The sequence below is a fragment of the Leeuwenhoekiella sp. CH_XMU1409-2 genome (genome assembly GCF_037029365.1).
GTDB lineage: Bacteria > Bacteroidota > Bacteroidia > Flavobacteriales > Flavobacteriaceae > Leeuwenhoekiella > Leeuwenhoekiella blandensis.
Genome location: NZ_JAYMEI010000005.1, coordinates 141,807 through 165,311, shown reverse-complemented (window position 1 = coordinate 165,311; position 23,505 = coordinate 141,807). Strand labels below are relative to the sequence as shown.

Annotated in this window: 23 protein-coding genes; 4 read left to right on the top strand and 19 right to left on the bottom strand. The window is 37.9% G+C overall.

The annotated features are described in order from the left end of the window. Positions 1-102 precede the first annotated feature (102 nt). Genes rplI through rpsF form a run of 3 tightly spaced genes read right to left on the bottom strand, consistent with a single transcriptional unit; the run spans position 103 to position 1,207 of the window. Complete coding sequence (gene rplI / locus WA338_RS07425; protein WP_009780626.1) at positions 103-552, bottom strand: 50S ribosomal protein L9; 450 nt, start codon at positions 550-552, stop codon at positions 103-105. 14 nt (positions 553-566) lie between these two features. Further along, positions 567-866 carry a 30S ribosomal protein S18 gene (rpsR, locus tag WA338_RS07420; protein WP_009780627.1) on the bottom strand — a complete coding sequence of 100 codons (300 nt, stop codon included), beginning with the start codon at positions 864-866 and terminating at the stop codon, positions 567-569. A 2-nt stretch (positions 867-868) separates the two neighbouring features. Continuing rightward, positions 869-1,207 carry a 30S ribosomal protein S6 gene (gene rpsF, locus WA338_RS07415; RefSeq protein WP_009780628.1) on the bottom strand — a complete coding sequence of 113 codons (339 nt, stop codon included), beginning with the start codon at positions 1,205-1,207 and terminating at the stop codon, positions 869-871. Between the two features lie 208 nt (positions 1,208-1,415). On the opposite strand from rpsF, the gene WA338_RS07410 reads away from it, so the two are divergent. After that, a complete protein-coding gene (locus WA338_RS07410) occupies positions 1,416-2,117 on the top strand; it encodes a LytR/AlgR family response regulator transcription factor (protein WP_009780630.1) in 702 nt (233 codons plus the stop codon). Positions 2,118-2,172: 55 nt separating this feature from the next. Here the strand turns inward: WA338_RS07410 and priA are convergent, their stop codons facing one another. From priA to nadC, 4 genes are all read right to left on the bottom strand, one after another. Next, complete coding sequence (gene priA / locus WA338_RS07405; RefSeq protein WP_272985832.1) at positions 2,173-4,629, bottom strand: replication restart helicase PriA; 2,457 nt, start codon at positions 4,627-4,629, stop codon at positions 2,173-2,175. Positions 4,630-4,697: 68 nt separating this feature from the next. Further along, positions 4,698-5,126, bottom strand: a complete 429-nt coding sequence (locus tag WA338_RS07400; RefSeq protein ID WP_272985833.1) for a DUF2147 domain-containing protein — start codon at positions 5,124-5,126, stop codon at positions 4,698-4,700. Positions 5,127-5,207: 81 nt separating this feature from the next. Further along, on the bottom strand, positions 5,208-6,158 hold the full coding sequence (locus WA338_RS07395) for a YihY/virulence factor BrkB family protein (protein WP_272985834.1): 951 nt from the start codon (positions 6,156-6,158) through the stop codon (positions 5,208-5,210). Beyond that, a complete protein-coding gene (gene nadC, locus WA338_RS07390; protein WP_272985835.1) occupies positions 6,158-7,015 on the bottom strand; it encodes a carboxylating nicotinate-nucleotide diphosphorylase in 858 nt (285 codons plus the stop codon). Before nadC ends, WA338_RS07395 begins: the two co-directional genes overlap by 1 nt. Before the next feature lie 124 nt (positions 7,016-7,139). Between nadC and rlmH the strand changes: the two genes are divergently transcribed. Continuing rightward, a complete protein-coding gene (gene rlmH, locus WA338_RS07385) occupies positions 7,140-7,613 on the top strand; it encodes a 23S rRNA (pseudouridine(1915)-N(3))-methyltransferase RlmH (RefSeq protein WP_272985836.1) in 474 nt (157 codons plus the stop codon). A gap of 7 nt (positions 7,614-7,620) precedes the next feature. Here the strand turns inward: rlmH and WA338_RS07380 are convergent, their stop codons facing one another. The 7 genes from WA338_RS07380 to WA338_RS07350 all read right to left on the bottom strand — a co-directional run bounded on the left by WA338_RS07380 (position 7,621) and on the right by WA338_RS07350 (position 17,710). Further along, the gene (locus tag WA338_RS07380; protein ID WP_009780636.1) at positions 7,621-8,106 is read right to left on the bottom strand and encodes a GyrI-like domain-containing protein; all 486 of its coding nucleotides are present in this window, start codon (positions 8,104-8,106) and stop codon (positions 7,621-7,623) included. A 212-nt stretch (positions 8,107-8,318) separates the two neighbouring features. Next, positions 8,319-13,217: a DNA repair ATPase gene (locus WA338_RS07375; RefSeq protein ID WP_272985837.1), complete on the bottom strand. Its 4,899-nt coding sequence runs from the start codon at positions 13,215-13,217 to the stop codon at positions 8,319-8,321. Between the two features lie 130 nt (positions 13,218-13,347). Further along, the gene (locus tag WA338_RS07370; RefSeq protein WP_272985838.1) at positions 13,348-13,659 is read right to left on the bottom strand and encodes a GIY-YIG nuclease family protein; all 312 of its coding nucleotides are present in this window, start codon (positions 13,657-13,659) and stop codon (positions 13,348-13,350) included. A 118-nt stretch (positions 13,660-13,777) separates the two neighbouring features. Continuing rightward, positions 13,778-15,844: a flotillin family protein gene (locus tag WA338_RS07365; protein ID WP_009780640.1), complete on the bottom strand. Its 2,067-nt coding sequence runs from the start codon at positions 15,842-15,844 to the stop codon at positions 13,778-13,780. Positions 15,845-15,860: 16 nt separating this feature from the next. Then, positions 15,861-16,580, bottom strand: a complete 720-nt coding sequence (locus WA338_RS07360; protein WP_009780641.1) for an OB-fold-containig protein — start codon at positions 16,578-16,580, stop codon at positions 15,861-15,863. 2 nt (positions 16,581-16,582) lie between these two features. Further along, positions 16,583-17,302, bottom strand: coding sequence for a PspA/IM30 family protein (locus WA338_RS07355; RefSeq protein WP_009780642.1), 720 nt, complete (start codon positions 17,300-17,302; stop codon positions 16,583-16,585). Positions 17,303-17,314: 12 nt separating this feature from the next. Then, positions 17,315-17,710, bottom strand: coding sequence for a hypothetical protein (locus tag WA338_RS07350; RefSeq protein WP_009780643.1), 396 nt, complete (start codon positions 17,708-17,710; stop codon positions 17,315-17,317). A 265-nt stretch (positions 17,711-17,975) separates the two neighbouring features. Here WA338_RS07350 and WA338_RS07345 point away from each other — a divergent pair, with 265 nt between their 5' ends. Next, positions 17,976-18,731: a helix-turn-helix domain-containing protein gene (locus WA338_RS07345; RefSeq protein ID WP_009780644.1), complete on the top strand. Its 756-nt coding sequence runs from the start codon at positions 17,976-17,978 to the stop codon at positions 18,729-18,731. 16 nt (positions 18,732-18,747) lie between these two features. Here WA338_RS07345 and WA338_RS07340 read toward each other — a convergent pair whose 3' ends face one another. From WA338_RS07340 to ruvX, 5 genes are all read right to left on the bottom strand, one after another. Beyond that, positions 18,748-19,710 (bottom strand): sterol desaturase family protein, encoded by a 963-nt coding sequence (locus WA338_RS07340; RefSeq protein ID WP_009780645.1) that lies wholly within the window; start codon positions 19,708-19,710, stop codon positions 18,748-18,750. Positions 19,711-19,944: 234 nt separating this feature from the next. Continuing rightward, entirely contained in the window at positions 19,945-20,718 is a 774-nt protein-coding gene (gene mazG, locus WA338_RS07335; protein WP_272985839.1) for a nucleoside triphosphate pyrophosphohydrolase, read from the bottom strand. 90 nt (positions 20,719-20,808) lie between these two features. Further along, positions 20,809-21,234 (bottom strand): DUF5606 family protein, encoded by a 426-nt coding sequence (locus tag WA338_RS07330; RefSeq protein WP_272985840.1) that lies wholly within the window; start codon positions 21,232-21,234, stop codon positions 20,809-20,811. Positions 21,235-21,344: 110 nt separating this feature from the next. Continuing rightward, positions 21,345-21,935 (bottom strand): peptide deformylase, encoded by a 591-nt coding sequence (def, locus tag WA338_RS07325; RefSeq protein ID WP_009780648.1) that lies wholly within the window; start codon positions 21,933-21,935, stop codon positions 21,345-21,347. 26 nt (positions 21,936-21,961) lie between these two features. After that, positions 21,962-22,366 carry a Holliday junction resolvase RuvX gene (ruvX, locus tag WA338_RS07320; protein WP_272985841.1) on the bottom strand — a complete coding sequence of 135 codons (405 nt, stop codon included), beginning with the start codon at positions 22,364-22,366 and terminating at the stop codon, positions 21,962-21,964. A 311-nt stretch (positions 22,367-22,677) separates the two neighbouring features. On the opposite strand from ruvX, the gene WA338_RS07315 reads away from it, so the two are divergent. Next, the gene (locus WA338_RS07315; RefSeq protein ID WP_272985842.1) at positions 22,678-23,493 is read left to right on the top strand and encodes a 2,3,4,5-tetrahydropyridine-2,6-dicarboxylate N-succinyltransferase; all 816 of its coding nucleotides are present in this window, start codon (positions 22,678-22,680) and stop codon (positions 23,491-23,493) included. The last annotated feature ends 12 nt before the right edge of the window (positions 23,494-23,505 follow it).

The window sequence follows — 23,505 nt, the reverse complement described above, 5'->3', positions numbered from 1 at the left end:
TTTTCGATTTACTGGCAGGCCTAAGTGTATTAAACTCCTTCGGAAATGCCAATAAAAAAAGCTTCCGCGTAAACGGAAGCTTTTTATTGTATTGTGCAAGGCTTAAGCCTCTGCTACAACGTCAAATGTGAAATTTTTCACTACATCACGGTGAAAACGAAGGCTTGCTTCGTACTGTCCTAAACGCTTGATGTTACCACCAGCGATAGTGATGTATTTTTTGTCGATCTCTACACCTTCTTTTGCTAATGCATCAGAAAGATCTGCGTCTGTGATAGAACCAAATAGTTTATCAGCTTCTCCAGCTTTTGCAGTAAGTTTAATTTCTAAACCTTCTAACTTAGCAGCTTGAGCGTTTGCAGCATCAACAACTTTCTTCTCTTTATATGCACGTTGCTTTAAGTTCTCTGCCAATACTTTTTTAGCAGAAGGAGTTGCAAGCACTGCATATCCTTGAGGAATCAAGTAATTTCTTCCGTAACCATTCTTAACAGTTACTAAATCGTCAACAAATCCTAGATTATCGACGTCTTTTTTAAGTATAACTTCCATCTCTTATCTAGTTTTTATTTATATAAATCTGTTACGTATGGCATAAGTGCTAAGTGACGTGCACGTTTTACTGCCACACTTACCTTACGCTGGTATTTTAAAGAAGTACCGGTAAGACGACGTGGTAACAATTTACCTTGCTCGTTTACAAAAGACGCTAACCAATCTGCATCTTTATAATCTACATACTTAATACCAGAACGCTTAAAACGGCAGTATTTTTTTGTCTTAGAGGTCTCAATATTTAACGGAGTTAAATATCTGATTTCCCCATCTTTTTTTGCTTTTGCTTGTTGCTCTATAGATGATGCCATAATTACGCTTTTTCTTTATTTCGTTTTCTACGTTTTTCAGCCCACTCGATCGCATATTTGTCAAGCTTAACCGTTAAGAAACGCATAACGCGCTCGTCACGTCTAAACTCAAGTTCAAAGTTTGCGATAACCTCTCCTGGTACCGTAAATTCAAATAAGTGATAAAAACCACTCTTTTTGTTCTGGATTGCGTAAGCTAATTTTTTAAGCCCCCAATCTTCTTTAGAAATCATCTTGGCACCGTTTGAAACAAGAAAATCTTCAAATTTCTTTACTGTTTCCTTTACCTGGTCATCAGATAAAACGGGATTCAAGATGAAAACAGTTTCGTAATGATTCATAAAAATAGTTTATTAAAAAAATGAGTGCAAAAGTAACTTTAATTTTTCATACAACAAAACAGATCTCCTTTAAATCGACCATTTACTCGGTATTTTTTAATACAAGTGAAAATTCAGGAAAAAATATCGACGAACTACACAAAAAAGTTGGTTAATACATATATTGTAAGTAGTTTTGGTAAACTAACGCTATCTCAAAACTTAACCTTTGGAAGAATTAATTTTAGATTGTGCCGTTGTCGATGATTCTAGTTTACAACGTCTCGCTATCGTAAAGATGATTAAAGATCATCCTAATTTACGATTAGCCGCACAATACAACAACGCAATCGAAACTAAAAACGGTCTATTAGAAACCAAGGTTGATCTTATCTTCCTTGATATTGAAATGCCTATTCTAACCGGTTTTGATTTGCTTGATGATCTGGTACATAAACCACAAATCATCTTTGTTACCGGTAAAACAAAATATGCTTACAAAGCCTTCAACTATAACGCTATAGACTATTTAAGAAAGCCTCTTACCAAAGATCGCTTCCTAAATGCCGTTCATAAAGCTATCAATCTACATCGTCTTAAAACTGAAGGTAATGTGGAGGATGATGATTATATCTTCGTAAAAAGTAATCTTAAGAAGAAAAAGGTTTTTCTTAATGATCTCAAGTTTATTGAAGCTCTCGGTGACTATGTAAAATTAGTCACGTATAATGAGCCTATCATTGTATTATCAACGATGAAAGCCTTTGAGGCGCAATTACCTGCAGAGCGTTTTATGCGAATCCATAAATCCTATATTATCAATCTGGATAAGGTTGAAAAATATAACAGTAGAAATATTGAGATCGAGGGAGATAAAATTCCATTGAGTAGACATAAGAAAACAAAATTGATGGAAGCTTTATCTAGCTAATCTCCATTGATTTGCGAATCAAAAAAAATCCTGCAATTTGCAGGATTTTTTTTGATCAATAGTTATCTACATTCAGTACGATCTTCACACTTCTAAATTGAGAAATACTTGAAAATGTAGTACGCACTTTAAGTATCGCTTTCTTTGTTTTCTCCAGACTTTGTTTCCGTGGAATTTTGATGAGAATATTGCGGTAATATTCATTACGAATTCGGGAAACCGGCGGAGGCTCTGGGCCTAAAACCTGATCTCTAAATACATTCTTAAGCGCTTGTCCCATCCATACCGAAGCCTCTTCAATCTTCTGAAAATCACGATGCTTCATCGTGATTTTAATCAATCTACAAAATGGCGGGTATTTATAAATATGCCGTTCTTCGAGTTGCTCGTGATACATCGCTTCATAAGCATTCATAGACACTTGCTGCAAAATCTGATGATGCGGATTAAAGCTTTGAATCAACACTCTACCACGTTTCTCTGTACGTCCTGCCCTACCCGACACCTGCTGAATCAGTTGAAAGCTTCTTTCGTGTGCTCTAAAATCCGGAATGTTAAGCATACTATCTGCGTTGAGAATTCCTACAAGGGTCACATTTCTAAAATCAAGTCCTTTTGTAAGCATTTGAGTTCCTACAAGAATGTCAATCTCGCCCTGCTCAAAAGCTGTTATAATCTTCTCAAAGCCGTGTTTACCCCGCGTCGTATCAGAATCCATTCGGCCTATATTATGCTCAGGGTATAACGTTTTAAGCTCTGTTTCTACTTGTTCTGTTCCAAAACCTTTAGTATCCAGCTCTTCGCCACCACAAGCCATACATTTTTGAAGCATCGCGATATGATAACCACAATAATGACAACGCAACTGCCCACGATGTCTGTGATACGTAAGACTTACATCGCAATTAGGACACTGCGGTGCGTGACCACAAGTGTTACACTCCACAATAGGTGAATAGCCTCTTCTGTTTTGAAACAAGATCACCTGCTCACCAAGTTCTAAGGTGTCGGTAATTGCCCGAAGCAAATCATCGCTAAAATGACCGGTCATCCGTTTTTTGCGATGTTTTTCTTGAATATCGATTATGCTGTTTTCGGGCATTAAAACATTTCCAAAACGCTTGTTCATAGTTACAAGTCCGTATTTACCGATACTCGCATTGTAAAATGTTTCTAAGGCCGGGGTCGCAGAACCCAACAAAACTTTTGCATTTTGCTGATGTGCCAATACAATGGCCGCATCTCTGGCTTGATAACGCGGTGCTGGATCGTATTGCTTGTAGCTGCTTTCATGCTCCTCGTCAACAACAACAAGTCCGAGATTTTCAAACGGAAGAAAAAGCGCACTACGCGCTCCTAAAACCAATTGCGCTTTAGATTCGTGATGTAAGACATTATTCCATACTTCAACACGTTCGTGAACTGAATATTTAGAATGATAAACAGATAATTGATTTCCAAAATACTCTTGCAAGCGCGCTACGAGTTGTGTGGTAAGAGCAATTTCAGGTAATAAATAAAGTACTTGTTTTCCTTCAGCCAGATATTCTTTAATAAGATTAACGTATACTTCCGTTTTTCCAGAAGCCGTTACCCCGTGCAATAAACAGACATCGTGATTTTGACAGGAGGTTTTTATTTCGCCTAAAGCTTGCTCTTGATTCTCGTTAAGTGTCTTAATCGGGCTATCTTCTTTACCACTGTAATTGATGCGATCTTTCTGAATTTTATAAATCTCAAAAATTCCCTTTTCGACCAAAGCCTTAAGCTGTGCTGATGATGCTTCACTTTGCTCTTGTAGTTCCTTTGCTTTTATCGGTTTTGGGGAACGCGCAGTTTGCGTAAAATAGTTGAGTAAAAGTTCCCGTTGTTTCGGGGCTCTACTTAATTCGTCAAGCGCTTCGTGCATTTTTTCTTCTTCATTATACGCTGGGGCAAGCCGAACATACTTAACCAGTTTAGGTTTATAGGCCTCATAAATCTCTTGATCAAGAGCAACCAGATCAAGATCTATCAATTTATTGATGCTAGGAAGCACTTTCTTTTTATTGAGCACCTGCATCACCTCACTGATTCTTAAAATTGAATTTCCTTCAAAAGCGTTGAGTATAGCAAGACCATCCTCATCAATAGCATCTAGATGGGGTTCAATAGGCGTCTTTGAAATACGCTTGATTATACTTTCACTTTCTAATAAAAACGCTCCTGGAAGGGCTGCACGCATTACATCACCTAATGTACACATGTAATACTGCGCCATCCATTTCCAGAAATTCAATTGGGCTAGGTTTACGACCGGTGTCTCATCTAAAATCTGCTCGATCTCTTTGGCTTCATAAATGCGCGGTTCGATCTGATGAACGCTAATAGCAAGGGCTGTATAAATTTTACTTTTTCCAAAAGGCACAGCAAGCCGCATCCCCGGTTTGATAAAAGCATATTCGGTCTCACTAATGCGATACGTAAACGCATTTTCGACAGGAATGGGTAAGATTACATCAACAAAATACACGAGGGTAAAGATAAAAAAAAGGCTGTCTCAAGAATTAGAAACAGCCTGTGTTTTGAAGTATATCTCTTTTATTTTACACGGTGCCAGTATTGCGTTCTTCCTATTAAAGAGAAACCAATATAACCACGAACTTTCAGCTTGTCTGCATTTTCAAGTTCGATAAGACACTTGTATAATTTTCCGCTTTGCGGATCTAAGATTTTCCCATCATTATACTCATCGCCATCCTTCTCAAGACCTTTAATGATCACAAGACCATTGATAGGCTTGCCTTTATCTGCTCCCGGGCAATCTACACATTTTGCATCTTGACGGTCTTTATTTAAAATTTCAACAATTTTACCATAAACCTTACCGTCTTGCTTGTAGATCTCAACAATAGATTTTGCATCACCTGTTTCATCATCAATAGTCTTCCATTTTCCCGTCACATCCTGAGCAAATAGCCCAGCTGTACAAACAAGCATCACAACTAAAAAAGCACTTAATTTTTTCATATTCGTTATTTGAGGGGTTATTAAATTTTTATTTATCAAATTAAACTTATCAATAATAAGATATTTTCAACTATCCTAAAATTATTTTGAAGATAATTGAGATTTTTTATAATCCCTTCTGCGCTTTAATCGATACAAACTCGCGTTGAGTTCGAAGCCTAAAAGCAACAAATTTGCATTGAGCCAGATATATACCATCATAATCAACAACGCTCCAATAGAACCATATAATTGATTATACGTGGCGAAATTATTGATGTACACGCCAAACAAATACGTGGTCACAATAAACAGAAATGTAGTTAATGTCGCTCCTATTGATAAAAAACGAGTGTCTTTCCCTTCTTTTGTTCCGAAGTAATACAAGGTTGCCACCACAGTATAAATCAATACGATCAAAGCGATATAACTTCCCAATTGTGATATCCACAAATTATCTTCATTAACGATGCCGCGTCGTTTCAACTCACTTATAGTAATCTGAAGATACAGCACCGCTATTACCACAAGTAACAACAACAGTGCCAACATTATAGAAACTCCAAGCGCCACAGCATATTGCTTAACAATGCTTCGGTTTGTGATGGAGTGAAAACTATATTCAAACCCAGTGAATATGGCATTGACGCCATTAGCCATTAAAAAAATAGCAAAGATTAAAGTGAAAGATAATAGTCCGCCACGTTGGTTCGCTGCAATATCCAAAAGGATCGGATCAAAAAACTCCTGAGTTTGTGGTGGTAATAAATTATTTATAAAGGATAAAAAGTCACTTTGAAATCCGTTGATAGGAACGTACGGAATAAGGTTGAGCACAAATAAAAAGAATGGAAAAAGCGCCATAAAAAAGCTGAAGGCAATCGCGCTGGCTCTCGTTGCAAATGTACCTTTTAGGATACCTATGGCATACATTTCCCAAAAATCATATAGAGACAACCCTTCAAAACCGGGAAGCGTTACCTCCTTAGCCCATTTGACCACAGGAAGCAAAAATGGAATCGTTTTTAATTTATCGTCCCACTCTTCAGCCATTAAACTGCTTTTAAGCTTAAATCCATATTATAAACCGAATGCGTTAACGCGCCGCTAGAAATATAATCTACACCGCATTTAGCGTACTCCGCTAGCGTATCTTCATTTATATTTCCAGAAGATTCTGTTAAGCATTGATCACCTATCATTTTTACTGCTGTGCGCGTATCTTCATAGTTGAAGTTGTCTAATAAAATGCGAAAAACACCGCCTGCTTCTAAAATAGCTTCCACTTCGGCCAAATCTCTAGCTTCAACAATTATTTTTAAATCAAGATCATTTTCGGCTAAATAGGTTTTTGTTTTTGCGATCGCCTCTGGAATTCCACCAGCAAAATCAATATGATTATCTTTAAGCATCACCATATCGTAAAGGGCAAAACGGTGATTTTCTCCTCCACCAATTTTCACTGCCATTTTTTCTAATGCACGAAAACCCGGCGTGGTTTTTCTAGTATCTAAAATTTTTGCTTTGGTTCCTTGAAGCAGTTGCGTATAGGCATTTGTTTTAGTTGCTATTGCACTCATACGCTGCATTCCGTTTAAAACGAGACGTTCGGCTTTTAAAATGCTTTGAGAACTACCAGAAACATAAAGTACAATATCTCCTACTTTAACTTCTGCCCCATCTTGTATCAAAACCTCGACTTCTAAAGCTTCATCTACGTAAGCAAAAACTTTTTGAGCAAAGGCAACGCCTGCTATGATTCCCTTTTCTTTAACCAAAAGCTTGGCTTTTCCCTGGGCTGTGTCAGGAATACAGGCCAATGAACTGTAATCTCCGGGACCAACATCTTCTCGAATGGCGTTAGCGATGATACCTTCTACTTCTTCATTCAGCTTTGCTTCAGAAATCATAAAGTTGTGTAGTTTTTACTAAGTTAGATTTTCAGCTGGTTAATTTACAACACAGCCTTGCAAATATCGTGAAGATATACGCTTTTCTAAAGCACTCAAAATTGAAATAATGTAATTTTGAACTATGAATATAAAACTGCTTTGTATAGGAAAGACCGATGATCGTAATCTTGAGGCGCTTATTTCGGTTTACACCAAACGTTTAAAACATTATGTAAACTTTGAGCTGGAGATCATCCCAGATCTAAAAAAGACCAAAAACCTTTCTGAAGAACAACAAAAGGAAAAAGAAGGCGAACTCATACTGAACAAGATCACAGTGCAAGACCAATTAATTCTCCTTGACGAAAATGGTAAAGAATTGAACAGCGTAAAATTTGCCGACTATCTTCAAAAAAAAATGAATAGTGGTATTAAGACTTTGGTCTTTGTTATTGGTGGTCCTTATGGTTTTTCTGAAGCGGTATATGCCAAAGCTCAAGGCAAAGTTTCTTTATCAAAAATGACATTTTCACATCAAATGATTCGGCTTTTTATTACAGAACAAATCTATCGTGGCTTTACGATTTTACGCAACGAACCGTATCACCACCGCTAGTTTAAGCTTATTTCAGCTGAATAGGTAACCATATTTCTTCTTCAGATTCCGGGTGCTCTGGGCCGTAGTATTTTTCTCCCAAGCGTTCAAAGTGTGCCCGCTTATCCAGCTTGTAACCCGATTGGGGAAGCCAAGTACCGTAAATATAATTTGAAGTTTCTACAAATTCTTTTACGGGCCCCACGTGCGTAAAAACCGCATACAAACCACCGGCAATGGTTTTGGTTTGCATTCCTTCGGGTACTGTATCAAAATCTGTAACCTCAACAGCAGCCCAACGCTCAAATTCGGTTTCTCGCGTGAATTCCTCCACCTTAAAACCAGAAGGATATACCTGCATTGAGTAAAAACCAGAATCTACACAATTTTTTATTTCTTTATGTCTACTCATAAAATCTTGCCATAAAGCAGCAGTATCGTCAAAAGATAAGGTCGTCGTAACACATTTCCCGATGATCTTGCGGGGTTCAATTTCTAGTATTTCTGGTTTCATGAAGTTGATTTTTATCCTTTAGCCCTAAAAATAAGAATTCTTTAACCCACAAAGCTCTTAACAATGGTTATCCTTAAAAAAACCATTACTATGAAACCAAGAAAACTAATTAAACGATTTTTCCTATTTACGAGTGCTATGCAGTTTGGCTATTATGCTGTTGTGTATGCTGATAAATACAAAAAAGATATTAAGCGTGTAATCAAAAAGTCTTAATCCTTTTTAAGAAAGCCTTGTTGTAAAACATTTTTGATTCCTTCAAGATTATCTGAAAATTGCATGAGTTGCGCGAGTAACTGAGCCATTTCGTTTGCATCTCCAAAGCCTTTGAGCTTGTTGTTTTTAACGAATGTTTCCTTTATAGCTGTCCAACGTTTAATTTCCTCTTCCTCTAAATTATCGGTAAGCTCCTTATATTTTAAAAGGTTTGCTTCGGCAGCTGCAGTCAAGGTCTGCGACTCGCTTTCATAATGTGATAACAGCAGGGTTTGCAACTCGTTTTCATTCATAACCGGCACCACTTTAGCTACCAATTTATTCATATCACGATAGGAGCCTTGCAGTTTAAAAGCAGGCTCGGTTCGGTATGCGTCGTCCATCGCTGCAGATTTAATGTAAGCTGCATTCACTTTAAGAACTGTGTTCCTGATTTTTAATACTTTTTTCAAGATCAAAGTATACTCTTCCAGTTCTCTGCTGCTGTGATTGCCTTTCAATTGCAATTCGTCATTCCCGGTTTCTAAACGTTGAAGCAACGTATATACATCGTCAAAATTCTTACTGCTCAATTGCTGAAGAATTGGATTTGCAGTCAGTGCATTTTCTATCAAACTCAGTTTGAAAAGATCTTCGGTATCGCCAATAATGTCTCCCAAATTGTAAATATCTGCCCTGTTGGCCAACATATCCGGGATTTGAAATTTAGCACCACTTTCTGTGTACGGGTTACCCGCCATAATCACACAAAACTTTTTCCCTCTTAGATCATAGGTTTTAGGCTTTTCCTTATAAACTCCTTCTACCCTACGCGTACCATCGGAGAGCGAAATGAATTTCTGTAAAAACTCGGGGTTGCAATGCTGAATATCATCCAGATAAAGCATTACGTTATTCCCCATTTCAAAAGCAAGATTCAACTTTTTTAATTCTTCCCGCGAAGCGGAATTGGTAGCAGCTGCCGGATCTACTGAAGTTACCTCGTGCCCAATTGCCGGACCGTTGATTTTCATAAAAACCAAACCTAACCGATTGGCGATATACTCCATCAAAGTGGTTTTACCATATCCCGGCGGAGAGATCAACAGTAACAAGCCCATGCGGTCTGTGCGTGACTTGTCTCCAACAGTCCCTAGTTGCTTGGCTAAATTATCTCCGAATAATGGGAAATAAACCTGATCAATCAACTTATTACGCACAAATGAGGTCAAGACTTTCGGCTTAAATTCCTCCAGTTTTAATTCTTCCTTTAAATCCTCTGTAACTTTGTGTTTCGCTTTACGAAAAGCTTCAAACGCCGGTACCGCTTCAGCAAAATAGTGTTGCAAAGTCTGGGTAAAAAAATGGAAGTTAAACTCATAAATACCATCAGAAATGCTAGAGTGATCACCTTTCAAATCGGTGATTTTCTCAGATGCCTGAATGGTATTGACTTTAGAAACTGATTCATCATCAAACAGCAACAAACATACTGCTTCGTCTAAATAACTAAGCGCAAACTGTGTTTTCTCGCTTGTTAGAAAAGCTTTTACCCATTGGCGCACCAAAGCAATTTTAGACTCATAATCAGCCTGTGCTTCGAGGCTTGTTTTAAACTTTATATCTGCTTGGCGCTCTTTCAGGTCTGTTAAAAAAGATTCTTGTATCTCAACTGCAATAGTGCTTCGCGTAAAACTATCATCATTTTGAAGTTCAGCAAATAAATAGTTGGCTGTGGCAATAGCATCTTGAATTTCTAATAATTCATTTTGAACCGAAAACGCTTCGATTCTTTTAGCCAAAGCCTCCACAACAAAGTTAGAAGTGGTTTCCTCCGGGAAATACTGTAGTACTTCGCCAGAAGCTTTCAATTTTTGATTTAAAAGGTTTTGCTCTTCACTTGCTAAGCTGTTCCAAAAGAATTGCGCATAAGAACGTATCTGCGGACTAAATCTCAACAGTCCCAGATCAACATGCTTTTGTACTAAAACTCTTAAGATTTTTGTAGCATCATTATCGTGAACTCCTTTTACATAACCTTCACTGTAATTAGAGCTGCTATGCTCTTGCACAAGCTTGAGCAATTCGTCATCAGTTGCTTCATGAAGCGTATCAATAGGCGCTACTTTATAAATTTTATAGGCTAAATAAGCTGATCGATACACTGTATCATTTTCTGAAACAAATTCCTGATCCCAGATCTGACGCGAATTTAAAAGAATAGGATCGTCAAGTTTTTGGTAAAAATCGGTTCCTGTAAGATGGTAAGCAAGCTCGCCATCTTTAAGCACTATAGTTAGATCAAGCGGCTGCCTGTTAACTCCAAATTTATGATTCCCAAAGCGGATGATATTCTCCCCGTCTTCATACAAATCGAGTTTATCCTTGAGTTTGCGCAAAGCATCCTCACGCGCAACTTTGAGCGCAGTTTCTAATTCTTCGGCTTTACCGCTATCTTCAAGTTCGTTGAGCTGCAAGATGATATCCCGCAACTTATTGATCATAAGATCAGAAGCAAAATACCCATTGATCTCATCTGCAGATCCCAAACTTTGAGCACGTTTAGCGACTCCTTTTAAGATGCGTTCAGAAGCATTTTGCAAAGCAAGTGCGCGTTTATTCCGCTTTTCGACCAAAGCATTTTTGCGCGCTTCAAAGGCAGCATAAACTTCCTCCCGTTTTTCTAAGATGACGGCAATAAAATCTTCAAAATCTGCGAATTTCCCTTCGAGCTCCTCAAGCTGAATAGATATCTTATTTTGGAATTCGTCACATTTCTCTGGAGTTGAAGCAATATCTATATAATTGATGATGCTTTGATCAATCAGCTTTAGTTGTGCTGAAAAATCAGCTTGAGCTTCAGCACTTCCGAGTGCTTTTTTCTTATTTTTAAGCGCTGCTTTTAATTGATTTATGGTAGCAAAAATCAACGAAATATTGTCAACGATCTTTGTAGCGTGCGCAGTATCTTCAATATCAAGATTGGTAACAATATCAATCAACAATTCTAAATCTGCAGCAATTTGATTGACTTCCTCTTCTAGCTTTTTTGCCTCAATTACTTTCTTGACGCCTTCAAGTTGGTGATTCTTCTCAGCAACTTGATCGTGATATGGTTGTAATGCCTTGTCATCTAGTAAAAACTGAACACAGCGCCTAGATATTTTTTGCGTTTGCTCACCTATTTCAGCTTCTAACTCATTTAGAAAATCAAGGTTTACATAACGCACTTCGCGAAGGCTAATCACCTTCCCTCGCAGACTGCGCAACTGGGTTAGAAGAATGACAAAATCGTTTATCGATTTAAAAGACGAACTCTTGATCTTAGAGAATATTTGCTCTGCTTCCTCGCGTAACGCTTTAGTTTGAGCTGCGGCGTGACGACGTAATTCTGTTACTTTCTCAAACTCATCGATCGCAGCATTAGCTGCTTTATTGATTTCGCCAAGCGGAAGATCTAAGCGTTCGGTTTCCTCTTCGGCTAACCAGTAATACGAATCCTGAATATCTTTAGCCGATTTTGCAATATCAGCGTAAAGTCCGTCATAATTATCCTCTTTATTAAGCAGTGTAATCAAGGCTTGCGACTCTGCCATCGCTTTTACAATGTCCTTGTTCCCTATTTTATACAGCATCGATTCGGTATGCTGTGAAGGCATAAAATCTCCCTTCAAAAATGGAGTTTGCCAGATTTGAACCACGTGATGTTTAGTCTGATTGTCTTCTGCAGTAAAATAGCAAAGCTCGCCATTCTCAAGAATCGTAAAACCGCTACAAATGATAGGAGTTTTTATTTCTTGACTGATGATGTTGTACGACATCAATTTATAGAGACCGGCTTTTGCCTCATAAAAAACGTACATAAAATCTTCTCCATTAGGAGAGACGATCTTTTGCTGAAATTTTAGATCGAGATGCCCGTCATCAAAGATTTTGTATTCTCCGGTCTGCAAGTAATATCCATTAGGAAAAATAATTCCCTGATCATCTGGAAGTAAAACTGCCGCAACACCTATACTTTGAATCTTATGAACCTGCTTAATTTTATGATTGTAAACAAAATAGCGTGAAGTTTCTTGAAAGGGTTTTATATCAAGCACTATCAAGTTTCCTAAATCTGCAAAGCGATATTGCCCATCATCCAGTGTCTGATCAAAATGTGCTACAGGTTCAGAAAAAATACCTTTTCCGTCCTCGGTATTATCTTCAATCTTAATAGTAAGATCACCACCTATGGTCTCTACAAATACTCTGTCTAAAATTGAAACGTGAGAATGCACACCATAACGATGCATATCGCGATTCACCTCTTGCCACTTAAACTCATGCTGCGGCGGAAAACGGTATTCGTGATCGCTGCGATTATCAACATACTCAAGCGCATTTTCTTTTATAAGCCACTTAAATGTCTTAATATCTGTTACACTTTCGCTCAGCTGAAAAACCATATGCAGGTAATTGCCTATGATTGCAAAGCGTGCAAAAATGGTATTTCGGTAATATTTATAAAGGTTTGAAAAGTCTGTTTGAAACGTTGAATCATCGAGCAAGTCTAAAGTGACCGGCTCAAACCTATTATTGGTAAACTGATAAATACTAAAAACATCTGAAAGGGCAATTTCGGTACGCAAACCAAAATGAACGTTATAACCAAAAATACAGGTATTTCCCAGCGAAACAATATCTCTGGCAATGCAGTTGTTCTCGGTACTGATGCGGTCATTAGCAATAAGCTTTGTCTCTAACGAACCAAAAACTGTCTTACGCGCTTCGTTTAAAGATGTTAACTTATCCTGCAGCTCTTGCTTTTGCTTTTGAAGTCTGCCACGAATGATAGCATATGTGCCACCATCCAGCGTTTCTTGCGCAGGATTTTCTTCAGGATTATTTATAGTGGTTTGTGACGTTTTTGCCATTTTTTGTGCTATTATTTTTTGGCAATAATGAGTGTCTTATAGACCCAGACTAACATTTGATATACTTAAAAGTGTTTTTGTCACGCTGAGCTTGTCGAAGCGCTTCACTCTTGCAATCATAACCTTGGTCCTACTCGTTAATTTTATTACCAAACTGAGTGTAATTTTTTGAGAATAATACCAAATCATCCCAATTACTTTCTATAAGTGCGATCTTCTTTCTTCTGCTCCAACCTTTTATCTTTTTCTCCCATAAAATAGCCTGATCTACTTGAGAAAAGCCCTCACTCCACACCAACTCGACAGGTCTGCGTTTAAATGTGTACGAATCAGGTTTTATCCCAAAATTATGCTGATCGATGCGCAACTCTAAATTACTCGTTACACAAGTATAAAAGCTATTGTCCTTACATTTTACGATATAAACGAAATAGGTTTTCATTTGAAGTAGTTGTTCTGTAAGGTCTTCGACAGGCTCAGGCTGACATTCCAATTATGAATTAAAAACTGAATGTCAAACTGAGCCAGCAAAGAATTAGGTAGTCAGATCTCACTCGATTCTACTTCAACTTCTTATTATCTAGACCTAGACCTTTCGCCAAGTTGAATAGATTACTGAATAAGGTCTGCTCTTCAGAATCGTGAGAACGTTCTTTAAGATGCATCAGCAAGTTCGCTATGGTCAAGTTTTTAATGTCCTCGGAAGAAACACCATACTTGTCTGCAAATTCTTTTACTTTTTCAAGCAAATTTCCTTTGACATCATCGCTACCAAGAATTGCATTTTTTACATCCTGTATATTGCTACTATTCTCTACTAAACGATCGTATCCTTTAGCCTTTGTGATCTGACCAATAATCTGATCGAAGAACATCGTCTCGCCACCAACAATATCAATTTTAGCAGCTTTAAGTGCATCTCCTATCACCTGAGCCTGAGCATCGGCAATATCTTTCTGAATGTTGATATGTGCTAAGTCAACTTGCAATTCTTTATCCAGACGTAGTTTGAACTCTTCGTGTTCTTTACCTACACCGTCTAGTTTCTTCATTGCATTTGCTTTTTCTTCGATACCGGCTGCATCTGCCATCGCTTTTTCTTTGATCACCGCAGCTTCGGCAAGACCGTCTTTGCGCTTCGCTTCAGCTTTAGCTTCCATACCGGCAGCTTCCGCCTTCATTTTCTTCTCAATGATTGAAGCTTCAACAACTCCCTGACGCTCATTGGCATCTGCCTTGGCGTGCATTACTTGCGCTTCAGACATACCCACAGTTGCTTCTTCTTTTGCTTGCGCTTCTGCAAGAATCTTACGCGCCTGTGCTTCTTTCTCAGAAGCTTCTTTATGCGCAAGTGCCTCGATATTGATTTCTTCAGCTTTTTGCTTAGCCGCTTCTTTTTGAGCTTCTGCAGCTTTTATCGTCTTAATAAGATCTTCTTGAGCATTAGCTTCTGCGATGGTGATTTTTACTTGCTTCTCACGATCTGCAGTTTTAAACGCCTGAATATCCTTCATACTCTCCTGCTCTTCAACCACGCCTTTTTCTAGCATCACGCGATCACGAATCACATCTTGAATATTCTTCTTCTCCACTTCAACTACCTTCTCTTTCTCAATCTGAGCCAAGGTTACTACGCGCTCTCTTTCGGTAGCTTCGAGTAGACGATCTTTTTCAACGCGCTCGGTTTCTACAGCATCGGTGCGTTGCTTATTTTTAGCAGCGACAATGATCTGGCGCTCCATATTTTCTTCAGCAACTTTTACCTTTTCCTGCGTCGCAATACGTGCAGTTTCTGACTTGAGACGTTCTTCTTCTGCAACTTTCATCGTTTCAGCCTCTTCACGGGCTTTGATGTTTGCAATTTCACGTTTTTGCTGCTCTTCTTTTTCAGCCAATTGCTTATCAAGCTCTAAGATCGCTTCACGTGCTTCGACATCCTGCTTACGTATGGTTTTTTCCTCATCACGCTTGATCAGGTTTGCTTTTACGTTTTGAACCGCAGTTAACTCAGTGATTTTCTTAATCCCTTCTGCATCAAGAATATTGTCTGGTTTTAGATGGGTAACCGGTGTTTGCTCTAAAAAGTCAATGGCGCAATCTTCTAAGGTATACCCGTTAAGATCTGTACCAATGATATCTACAATCTCATCACGAAATTCCCGTCGTGCCTCGTACAATTCTATAAACTGGAATTTCTTACCTACGGTTTTTAATGCCTCAGAAAACTTGGCTTCAAAAAGATCTTCAAGGGTTTCTATACGAGAAGCACGGGCAACACCAATGGTCTGCGCTACTTTTTTGATATATGAAATGTCGTTATTTACTCTAACGAAGAACGCCACTTTAATGTCGGCCCGCATATTGTCTTTACAGATAAGCCCTTCTACGCCCAATCTTTCGATCTGGATTTTCTTTACAGAAACATCCATAATTTCCACTCTGTGAAAAACCGGGACAACATAAAGTCCTTTATCGGTAGCCACTTTAGTACCTCCAAAACCGGTACGGATAAGCGCCTGTCCTTGATGGACTTTCTTGTAAAACATCGCGATAATCGCGAAATAAACGATGATTAAGAACAAAAGCACTCCTAATCCAATTCCAATAATTGGTAAAACTTGATTCATTTTTTGATTGATTTATTTAGTCGTTATAATTCTGTACGAGGTAAAAATTCTGATCTTCAGAATGTTTGATAATTAATACGGTGCTGCCGTAGGTCAACGGTTCTCCGGTAAGGGATTTTACATAAATAGACATAGAATTGCCGTCTGCAAGCACTTCGGCATTGCCCATTTTTTCTCCGCTAATACTAGAAAGTAAAGTTGCTTTACGCCCCAAATAGTCCACAGCCACGTCACCGTCTTTATTAAGATGTCTGAAAAAACCTTTAAATGGTGTCGTAAATAATTTGTTGACTATTAACGCCGGAAAAAATGCAATTAACATTATCGCAAAGCCAAAAACCGAATCATAGGTCATTGTAAGGGCCGTTGTTAATGTCGTCATCAACCACCAGATAAATATCCAGCAGGTGAACGTAAACATAAACGGAAGCCCAACGAAATTGAAATAGATCAGAAAAATCTGCCAACCTTTAAGCGGCTTACGGCGTTTGCCTACAACATTTTCTTTTGTCACCTCAACATTTGAGACATCTTCAAAATCCATATTGCCGCCTTCTAAACCGGTATCAAGATCTACATCGGCGTCGACATCTACATCGACATCTACGTCAATATCCAAGTCAAAGTCGATCCCGCCGATCATCGTAACGACCCAATACAGGATTAAGATAATAAGCAATATAGACAGTACAATATTGACTTCTGAAAAGAGTACTTCTGTTAAGGTTGCATCCAATGTTATCCCTGGTTTTTAGAGTCATCAAGACCCAATTGTGATTTCAATTTTTCTAGTTCATCATCAGCTTTAGCTGTAGTCGTATCAGCGGCCTTATCCAGCTCATCATCAATAGATTTTGAAGCATCTGCAATATCCCCATAAGCTTCGGCCAGCGCTTCTTCCTGAGCTACTTTATCTTTCATACGCTCTAGCATAGAAACAGTTCCTGTACTGTCTAATTCTGCCATTTGCTTATTTAAATTCTTTGTGGCATTACTCACTTTCACGCGTGCTTTAAGCGTTTTGAGTTCGTTTTCCCATTTGCTGATATTCGATTTTATATTTTGAATATTCTTTTGCAACTGTTCTACATTTCCGTCAAACTTTTCAGATTCAGCCTTGGCTTGATCAACTTGTTTTTGCGCCTCTTCCTTCTTTATCAAAGCTTCCTTTGCAAGACGATCTGCTTCAGCTGCATCCATTTGTTTATTATGCGCTTTCTTAAGAATCACGATTGCTTTGCTCTGGTAATCTTCAGCTTTATCTTGAAATTGTTCCTGATCGTTTTTTGCTCTAATTGCAAGTGCTTTAACCTGCGCCAGAGCTTCAAGACTTTTATCTAGATCTTGCTTCATATCTCGAATTCCCTGCTCAGTTAATTTGATCGGGTCTTCCATATTATCGATTGCGGAGTTGGCTTCTGCTTCCCCTATTTTGAATAAGCGTTTAAATATGTTCATGAGTTCTAAAGTTTAATATTTTGAAAATTCTATTATTTTATCTGAATATTCACTCATCAATAAACTGAGTGAATTAAGGGAGCCTTCGAGTTCGTTTAAGTCCATATTCTCGATTTGAAGCGTATCTCTAAAGATTACTTTATCACCACTTTCATTTAAAACAAAAGCACCGTGAATGATATCTCTATTCTTTTGTAACAGGCTTTTAAGGACTTTTTCTGAGTGATTATTTATTTTGAAAATAAATTGCTCCAGAATTAGAATGGGTGGAGCAACTCCCAAAATCAGGTTTTTAATTCCTGAATTTTCTTTCTGAACTACAAGTATTCCATCTTCAGGATTTTGAAAACTGATATTAAAGTCCAGTTCGAGTAAATAATCTTTGGTTATATGAAAATGATCTTTCATCTTTTTGGTTACAAGTTGTTAAGAATTTCTAAAAGTTAATAATACGAAAACTAGTTTTTAATTGTTCATATTACGCTAATTATTATTGTTAACAATGAATGAATTAATACTACCATAATGTTCGATTTTTTGATTAGTGATTTCTTGATTGTCTGCAAAAATGAAAATGAATACTAAAAAAAATAGCAGACATTATTATTTTTTGCTAATATTGTTAGGTAAATATAATGAATATTTTATTTATTGCAAATATTATTAGCAAATTATGTCGTTTTTTGGAAAAAATATTAGAAAGATTCGTAGCGTAAAAACGCTAAGTCAACAGGCTTTTGCAGAGTTATTTGACTTAAAAAGAGGCACTTTAGGCGCATATGAAGAAGGAAGAAGTGAACCAAAGATCGAAACTATAATTAAAATTGCTAATTATTTTAGCATACCTATAGATGATCTGCTAACTCGAGAACTTACCGTCAATGAATTGCTGAAATTTAAAAGTTCGTTGTCAGAAATGCACGAGTTATCCCATCCTGAAAGCTTTGTTCAGGTACCTTGTATTACAGAAAAAAATAAAGACGAGTATCTCGAAAACTATAAGAATAAAAAATTCTTAGAAGAAATGATTCAGGTTACTTTACCCATAGAAAACAATGAAACTATGCGCGCTTTTGTGGTAACTAACCTAGAAATGACCAAGCAAAATCAGGGCTTCTTTCCTAAAGACATCGTTTTTGGAACCTTAGTAAAAAAAGACCATTACAAAAATATCGAAGACGGCACTGTGGTATTAGCACATACAAAAAGTCAACTCATATTGCGTAAAGCCTATTTATTGGATAACACACTTGTTTTGAAGGCAGAACATCAAAACATTGACGACTTGAACTTTGCGCTTTCAGAAATACTAGAACTATGGCAAATTACTTCTGTATATCAAAGACGAATTAACCCTATTAATTCTGGTATTGAAGACAAACTGACTATGCTCGAAAAAGAATTCGCCAAATTAAGAAGTCAAATATAAAAGGACGTAAGCTGTTTTACTCAGCAGCTTCAAGTTCTAAATCACTTTTTGCTTGCTGTACGCGTTCTTCTTTCAACTTTTGACGCATTTGTTTTATGGTGAGCGTGCTTCCGTCGTGGCTCCATCCCGGTGGGCCAAAGGCATACATAAACTTATGCTTCAGTTTGGGCGAGCGTTTCATATCGTTCCAAATATCTTTATACTCGTGGGTTAGTATAACCAACGGGTTGTAACTATCTGGTGATTTAGTAACTCCATATTCAATTTCGATTTCCTCGTCAAATTCTTTGAAGGTTCCAAATACCCGGTCAAAAATATTAAGAAAGCCACCGTGGTTTTTATCCATATACTCCAAATTCCGGGCGTGGTGCACTTGGTGCATTGTGTGGGTGTTAAAAACCTTATCAATGATTCCTAACTTCGGTATATATTGGGAATGCAACTGAAATTGCCACAATGCTTCGATACCTAAACAAACCACAAGCATTTCTGGCGGAAAGCCTATTGCGACAATCCAAACGTAGAATAAAGGTTTGTAGAAAATAGTAAACCACCCATTCCGCACTGCGGTACCTAGATTGAAATTTTCTGAAGAATGATGTACGATATGAGCTGCCCAAAAAAAGCGAACCATATGATTCTGGCGATGAAACCAATAATAAGAAAAATCATCTGCCAACTGACAAAGAATCCAAACATACCAGGCATAACCAAAGGATTCCCAACCAAAAATGTTGGTACGCACCCCATCAACCATTGGATTAAAAACATCGTAAACCCAGTTGAATAGCAAAATTACGGTCACGGTTTTTATCAAAGGCGCAATAAGTGTAGAGCCTATTCCCATAGTCAAACTTGCGCCAAGATCCTTCCAATTGTATAATTCGTCGTGATCGTGATGCTTGCTGTAGGTAAGCTCTACTAAAATGAGGCCTAAGAAACAAGGAACTCCGTATATTAACGGGTTTGTAAAATCCATAAAGTTGGTTTGATGATGGTCGAGATTTGTATTTTTTTGGACCCAATATTATACTGTGGTCACTTAAATACTAAAAAGATTTTTTTGTAAATACCTCAAAATATGAGGCGTTTGTTCCAAAAATAACCTTTAGAACACACAAACCAAGAGAAATAAGGTTAAACCCTTAAAAATTGCGATAAATCTTGTGTATTTATACGAAAACTAAAAAGAATCAGATCAAATCGTGCTTTTTTATAGCTTTTTAGCTTCTTCCCAAAAGGTATCCATTTCACCCAACGTCATATCTCGAAGCGCTTTATTGTTTTCTTTTGCCTTTTGCTCTAGATATTGAAAGCGTTTTATGAACTTTTTATTAGTACGCTCCAGAGCACTTTCGGCATCTACTTTTAAGAAACGTGCGTAATTGATCATAGAAAACATCACATCACCAAATTCTGCCTCGATCTTTTCCTGATCTCTAGCTTCAATCTCTACTTGAAGTTCCGCGAGTTCTTCTTGTAATTTTTCAAAAACCTGATGTGGTTCTTCCCAGTCAAACCCTACCCCTGCAACTTTATCTTGAATTCGGCTTGCTTTTACAAGAGCCGGTAACGAGCGTGGCACACCTTCTAAAACAGATTTTTTACCTTCCTTCAGCTTTAAATTTTCCCAATTGCGTTTGACATCCTCTTCGTTTTCTACATCAACATCGCCATAAATATGAGGATGTCGAGAAATGAGTTTTTCGCAAATTCCGTTAGCGACATCTGCAATATCAAAGTCATTAGTCTCGCTTCCTATTTTAGCATAGAAAACAATATGCAGCAGCAAATCACCTAGCTCCTTTTTCACTTCCTCAAGATCATTATCAAGAATAGCATCGCCCAATTCATAAGTCTCTTCGATCGTAAGATGCCTAAGACTTTGTAAGGTTTGCTTGCGGTCCCACGGACACTGCTCGCGCAATTCATTCATAATGGTTAGTAATCGATCAATGGCTTTTAGCTGAGTTACTCTGTCATTCATAAGGCTGGTATTTTGCAATGAAATAGGTTGAAATAAAAAATCCTTCAGTAAAAGTACCGAAGGATTTCTATATTTTAGTTGTATTTACTACTATTCTTCTTCGTCTGCATTTGCAGTTTCTGAAGGTGCTTCCGCAGTTTCTAATAAATCATTTGCCTGAAGCAAATTGTACCACTGGATCACTTTTTTCATATCGCTGGCATATACACGATCCTCGTCAAAATTAGGAAGCACATCAAAAAAATATGCCTCTAACTCATCTTTAGAAACTTTGTGACTGATTGCTTTCTCGCCATTTTCTTTCTCTGCGATTTTAGCAAAAACATCACGTAAAGGCGCTTCACCATCTAAAGTGTAAATAGAAATTTCTGAAAGTACACTCACGTTGTGACGCAGGCCAACAGGAATTTTCTTCCCGTCTGTTAACGACTCGGCAATGAAACCAGAACGCGTTTGCGCTCTTAAATGATACAATCCTGGTTTTCCTGAAATTGAAACTATTTTATCTAGACTCATATGATGTATTTTATCCTAAAACGGATTTTAATGTGGTTTATTCTAATTTTAAAGGCCGCAAATATCTAGGCTCTTTTTGAATTTTCAAAATAAAAAATTCAGTGACGGTCTTAGCGTCCTTTTTTCACTGCCGGAAAACGCATACGGTAATCTGCGTTTACTTTTCCTTTGCTTATTCCGGCAAGTTTACTTTTGATAATACGCTTTTTGAGGCTGCTCAGTTTATCGGTAAATAAGATTCCTTCAATGTGATCATACTCGTGCTGAATCACTCGAGCAAGTAAACCGTCAAATTCTTCAACATGCTCGTTAAAATCTTCATCCTGATATTTGATCTTGATGATGGGACATCTAAACACATCTTCATTAATCCCGGGAATACTGAGACAACCTTCGCTAAAAGCCCATTCATCACCGGTTTCTTCTAAAATCTGCGGATTAATAAATGCTTTTTTGAATGTTCTCAAACGCTCTTGTTCCTCATCAGAAAGATCTTCGTCGTCTGCAAAAGGGGTCGCATCAACTACAAATAATCTAATCGCTTTGCCTATTTGCGGAGCAGCAAGGCCCACCCCACTAGCGCCATACATAGTTTCAAACATATTGGCTACAAGCTCCTTTAGCTCAGGATAATCTTGAGGAATTTCTACTGCTTTTTTGCGTAAAACCGGATCGCCGTAAGCAACTATAGGTAAAATCATGTTCTTATGTTTAGTATAAATTCAGCCTATTGATACAAATAGGTTTGAAGTATTATTGTTGCGCTGATCTCGTCAAGAAGCGCTTTATTTTTTCGTTGTTTTTTCTTCAAGCCGCTGTCAAGCATCGTTTGTGCAGCCATCTTTGAGGTAAACCGCTCATCTACTCTTTTGATTGGGATCGTGGTACTTTTTTCTAAGCTTTCGCGAAATTTTAAAATCTCGGTCTCCACGTGAGAGGCTTCGTTATTCATACGTTTAGGCTCGCCAAGAAGAATGAGTTCGACGTTTTCTTCAGAAAAATACCTCTTTAGAAAATCTAGCAGGTCAGGCGTGTTTACTGTCGTTAAACCGGAAGCAATAAGCTGAAGCTCATCGGTCACTGCGATGCCCGTTCTTTTCGTTCCAAAATCTAATGCCAGTATTCGCCCCATCTTACACATTGCTCGAGAGGTTCTTTATAAAACATTTAAAAATCAAAAATCTGCTTTTTAAAAGCTACTTGAACCTGCCCCGAATTTTATTTTGGCAAAAATAAGATTTTAGAAGCATATAGAATCAAAGCCCTTGGTATTCTTTGATACACGATTAGATTTCCAGAGTATTTAGTAAATACGCCTAACTTGAGGTCAGCTCAATAGGCAGTACTTGAAAACAAATGATGGTATTTTCGTTTTTTAGACACGCCTAGGCTATATTTGAACCCGCAAAAATTGAACTAATCAACAAATAATAAAATTTAGAAATGCAACAAGTAAAAAATCTTATTGAAGCAGCCTGGGAAGACCGTTCGCTTCTTTCTGATAGTGTAACTCAAGACGCAATACGCGAAGTTATAGAACTCATCGACGGCGGTACGCTGCGCGTTGCAGAACCTAAAGGTGATGACTGGCAGGTGAATGAATGGGTTAAAAAAGCAGTAGTGCTGTATTTCCCAATTCAAAAAATGGAAAAATTAGAAGTTGGTATTTTTGAATACCACGATAAAATGCCACTTAAAAAAGGATATCAGGATAAAGGAATTCGTGTGGTTCCTCACGCTGTTGCTCGCCACGGAGCCTTTATATCTAAAGGTGTTATCCTTATGCCGAGTTATGTAAACATAGGTGCCTATGTAGATGAAGGTACAATGGTAGACACCTGGGCAACTGTAGGAAGCTGTGCGCAGATAGGTAAAAATGTACACCTAAGTGGTGGTGTAGGAATTGGTGGTGTGCTAGAGCCTTTACAAGCAGCGCCGGTAATTATTGAAGATAACGCCTTTATTGGATCGCGTTGTATCGTGGTTGAAGGGGTACGCGTAGGAAAAGAAGCCGTTCTTGGAGCTAATGTGGTACTTACTGCTTCTACTAAAATTATTGATGTAACAGGAGATGAGCCAAAAGAAATGAAAGGTGTTGTACCTCCTCGTTCTGTTGTAATTCCCGGAAGTTATACTAAGAAATTCGCTGCAGGAGAATACAATGTTCCTTGTGCATTGATCATAGGTACACGTAAAGAAAGTACTAACAAAAAGACTTCGCTTAACGATGCGCTACGTGAGTATGATGTAGCGGTGTAGTTTTCTAAATAC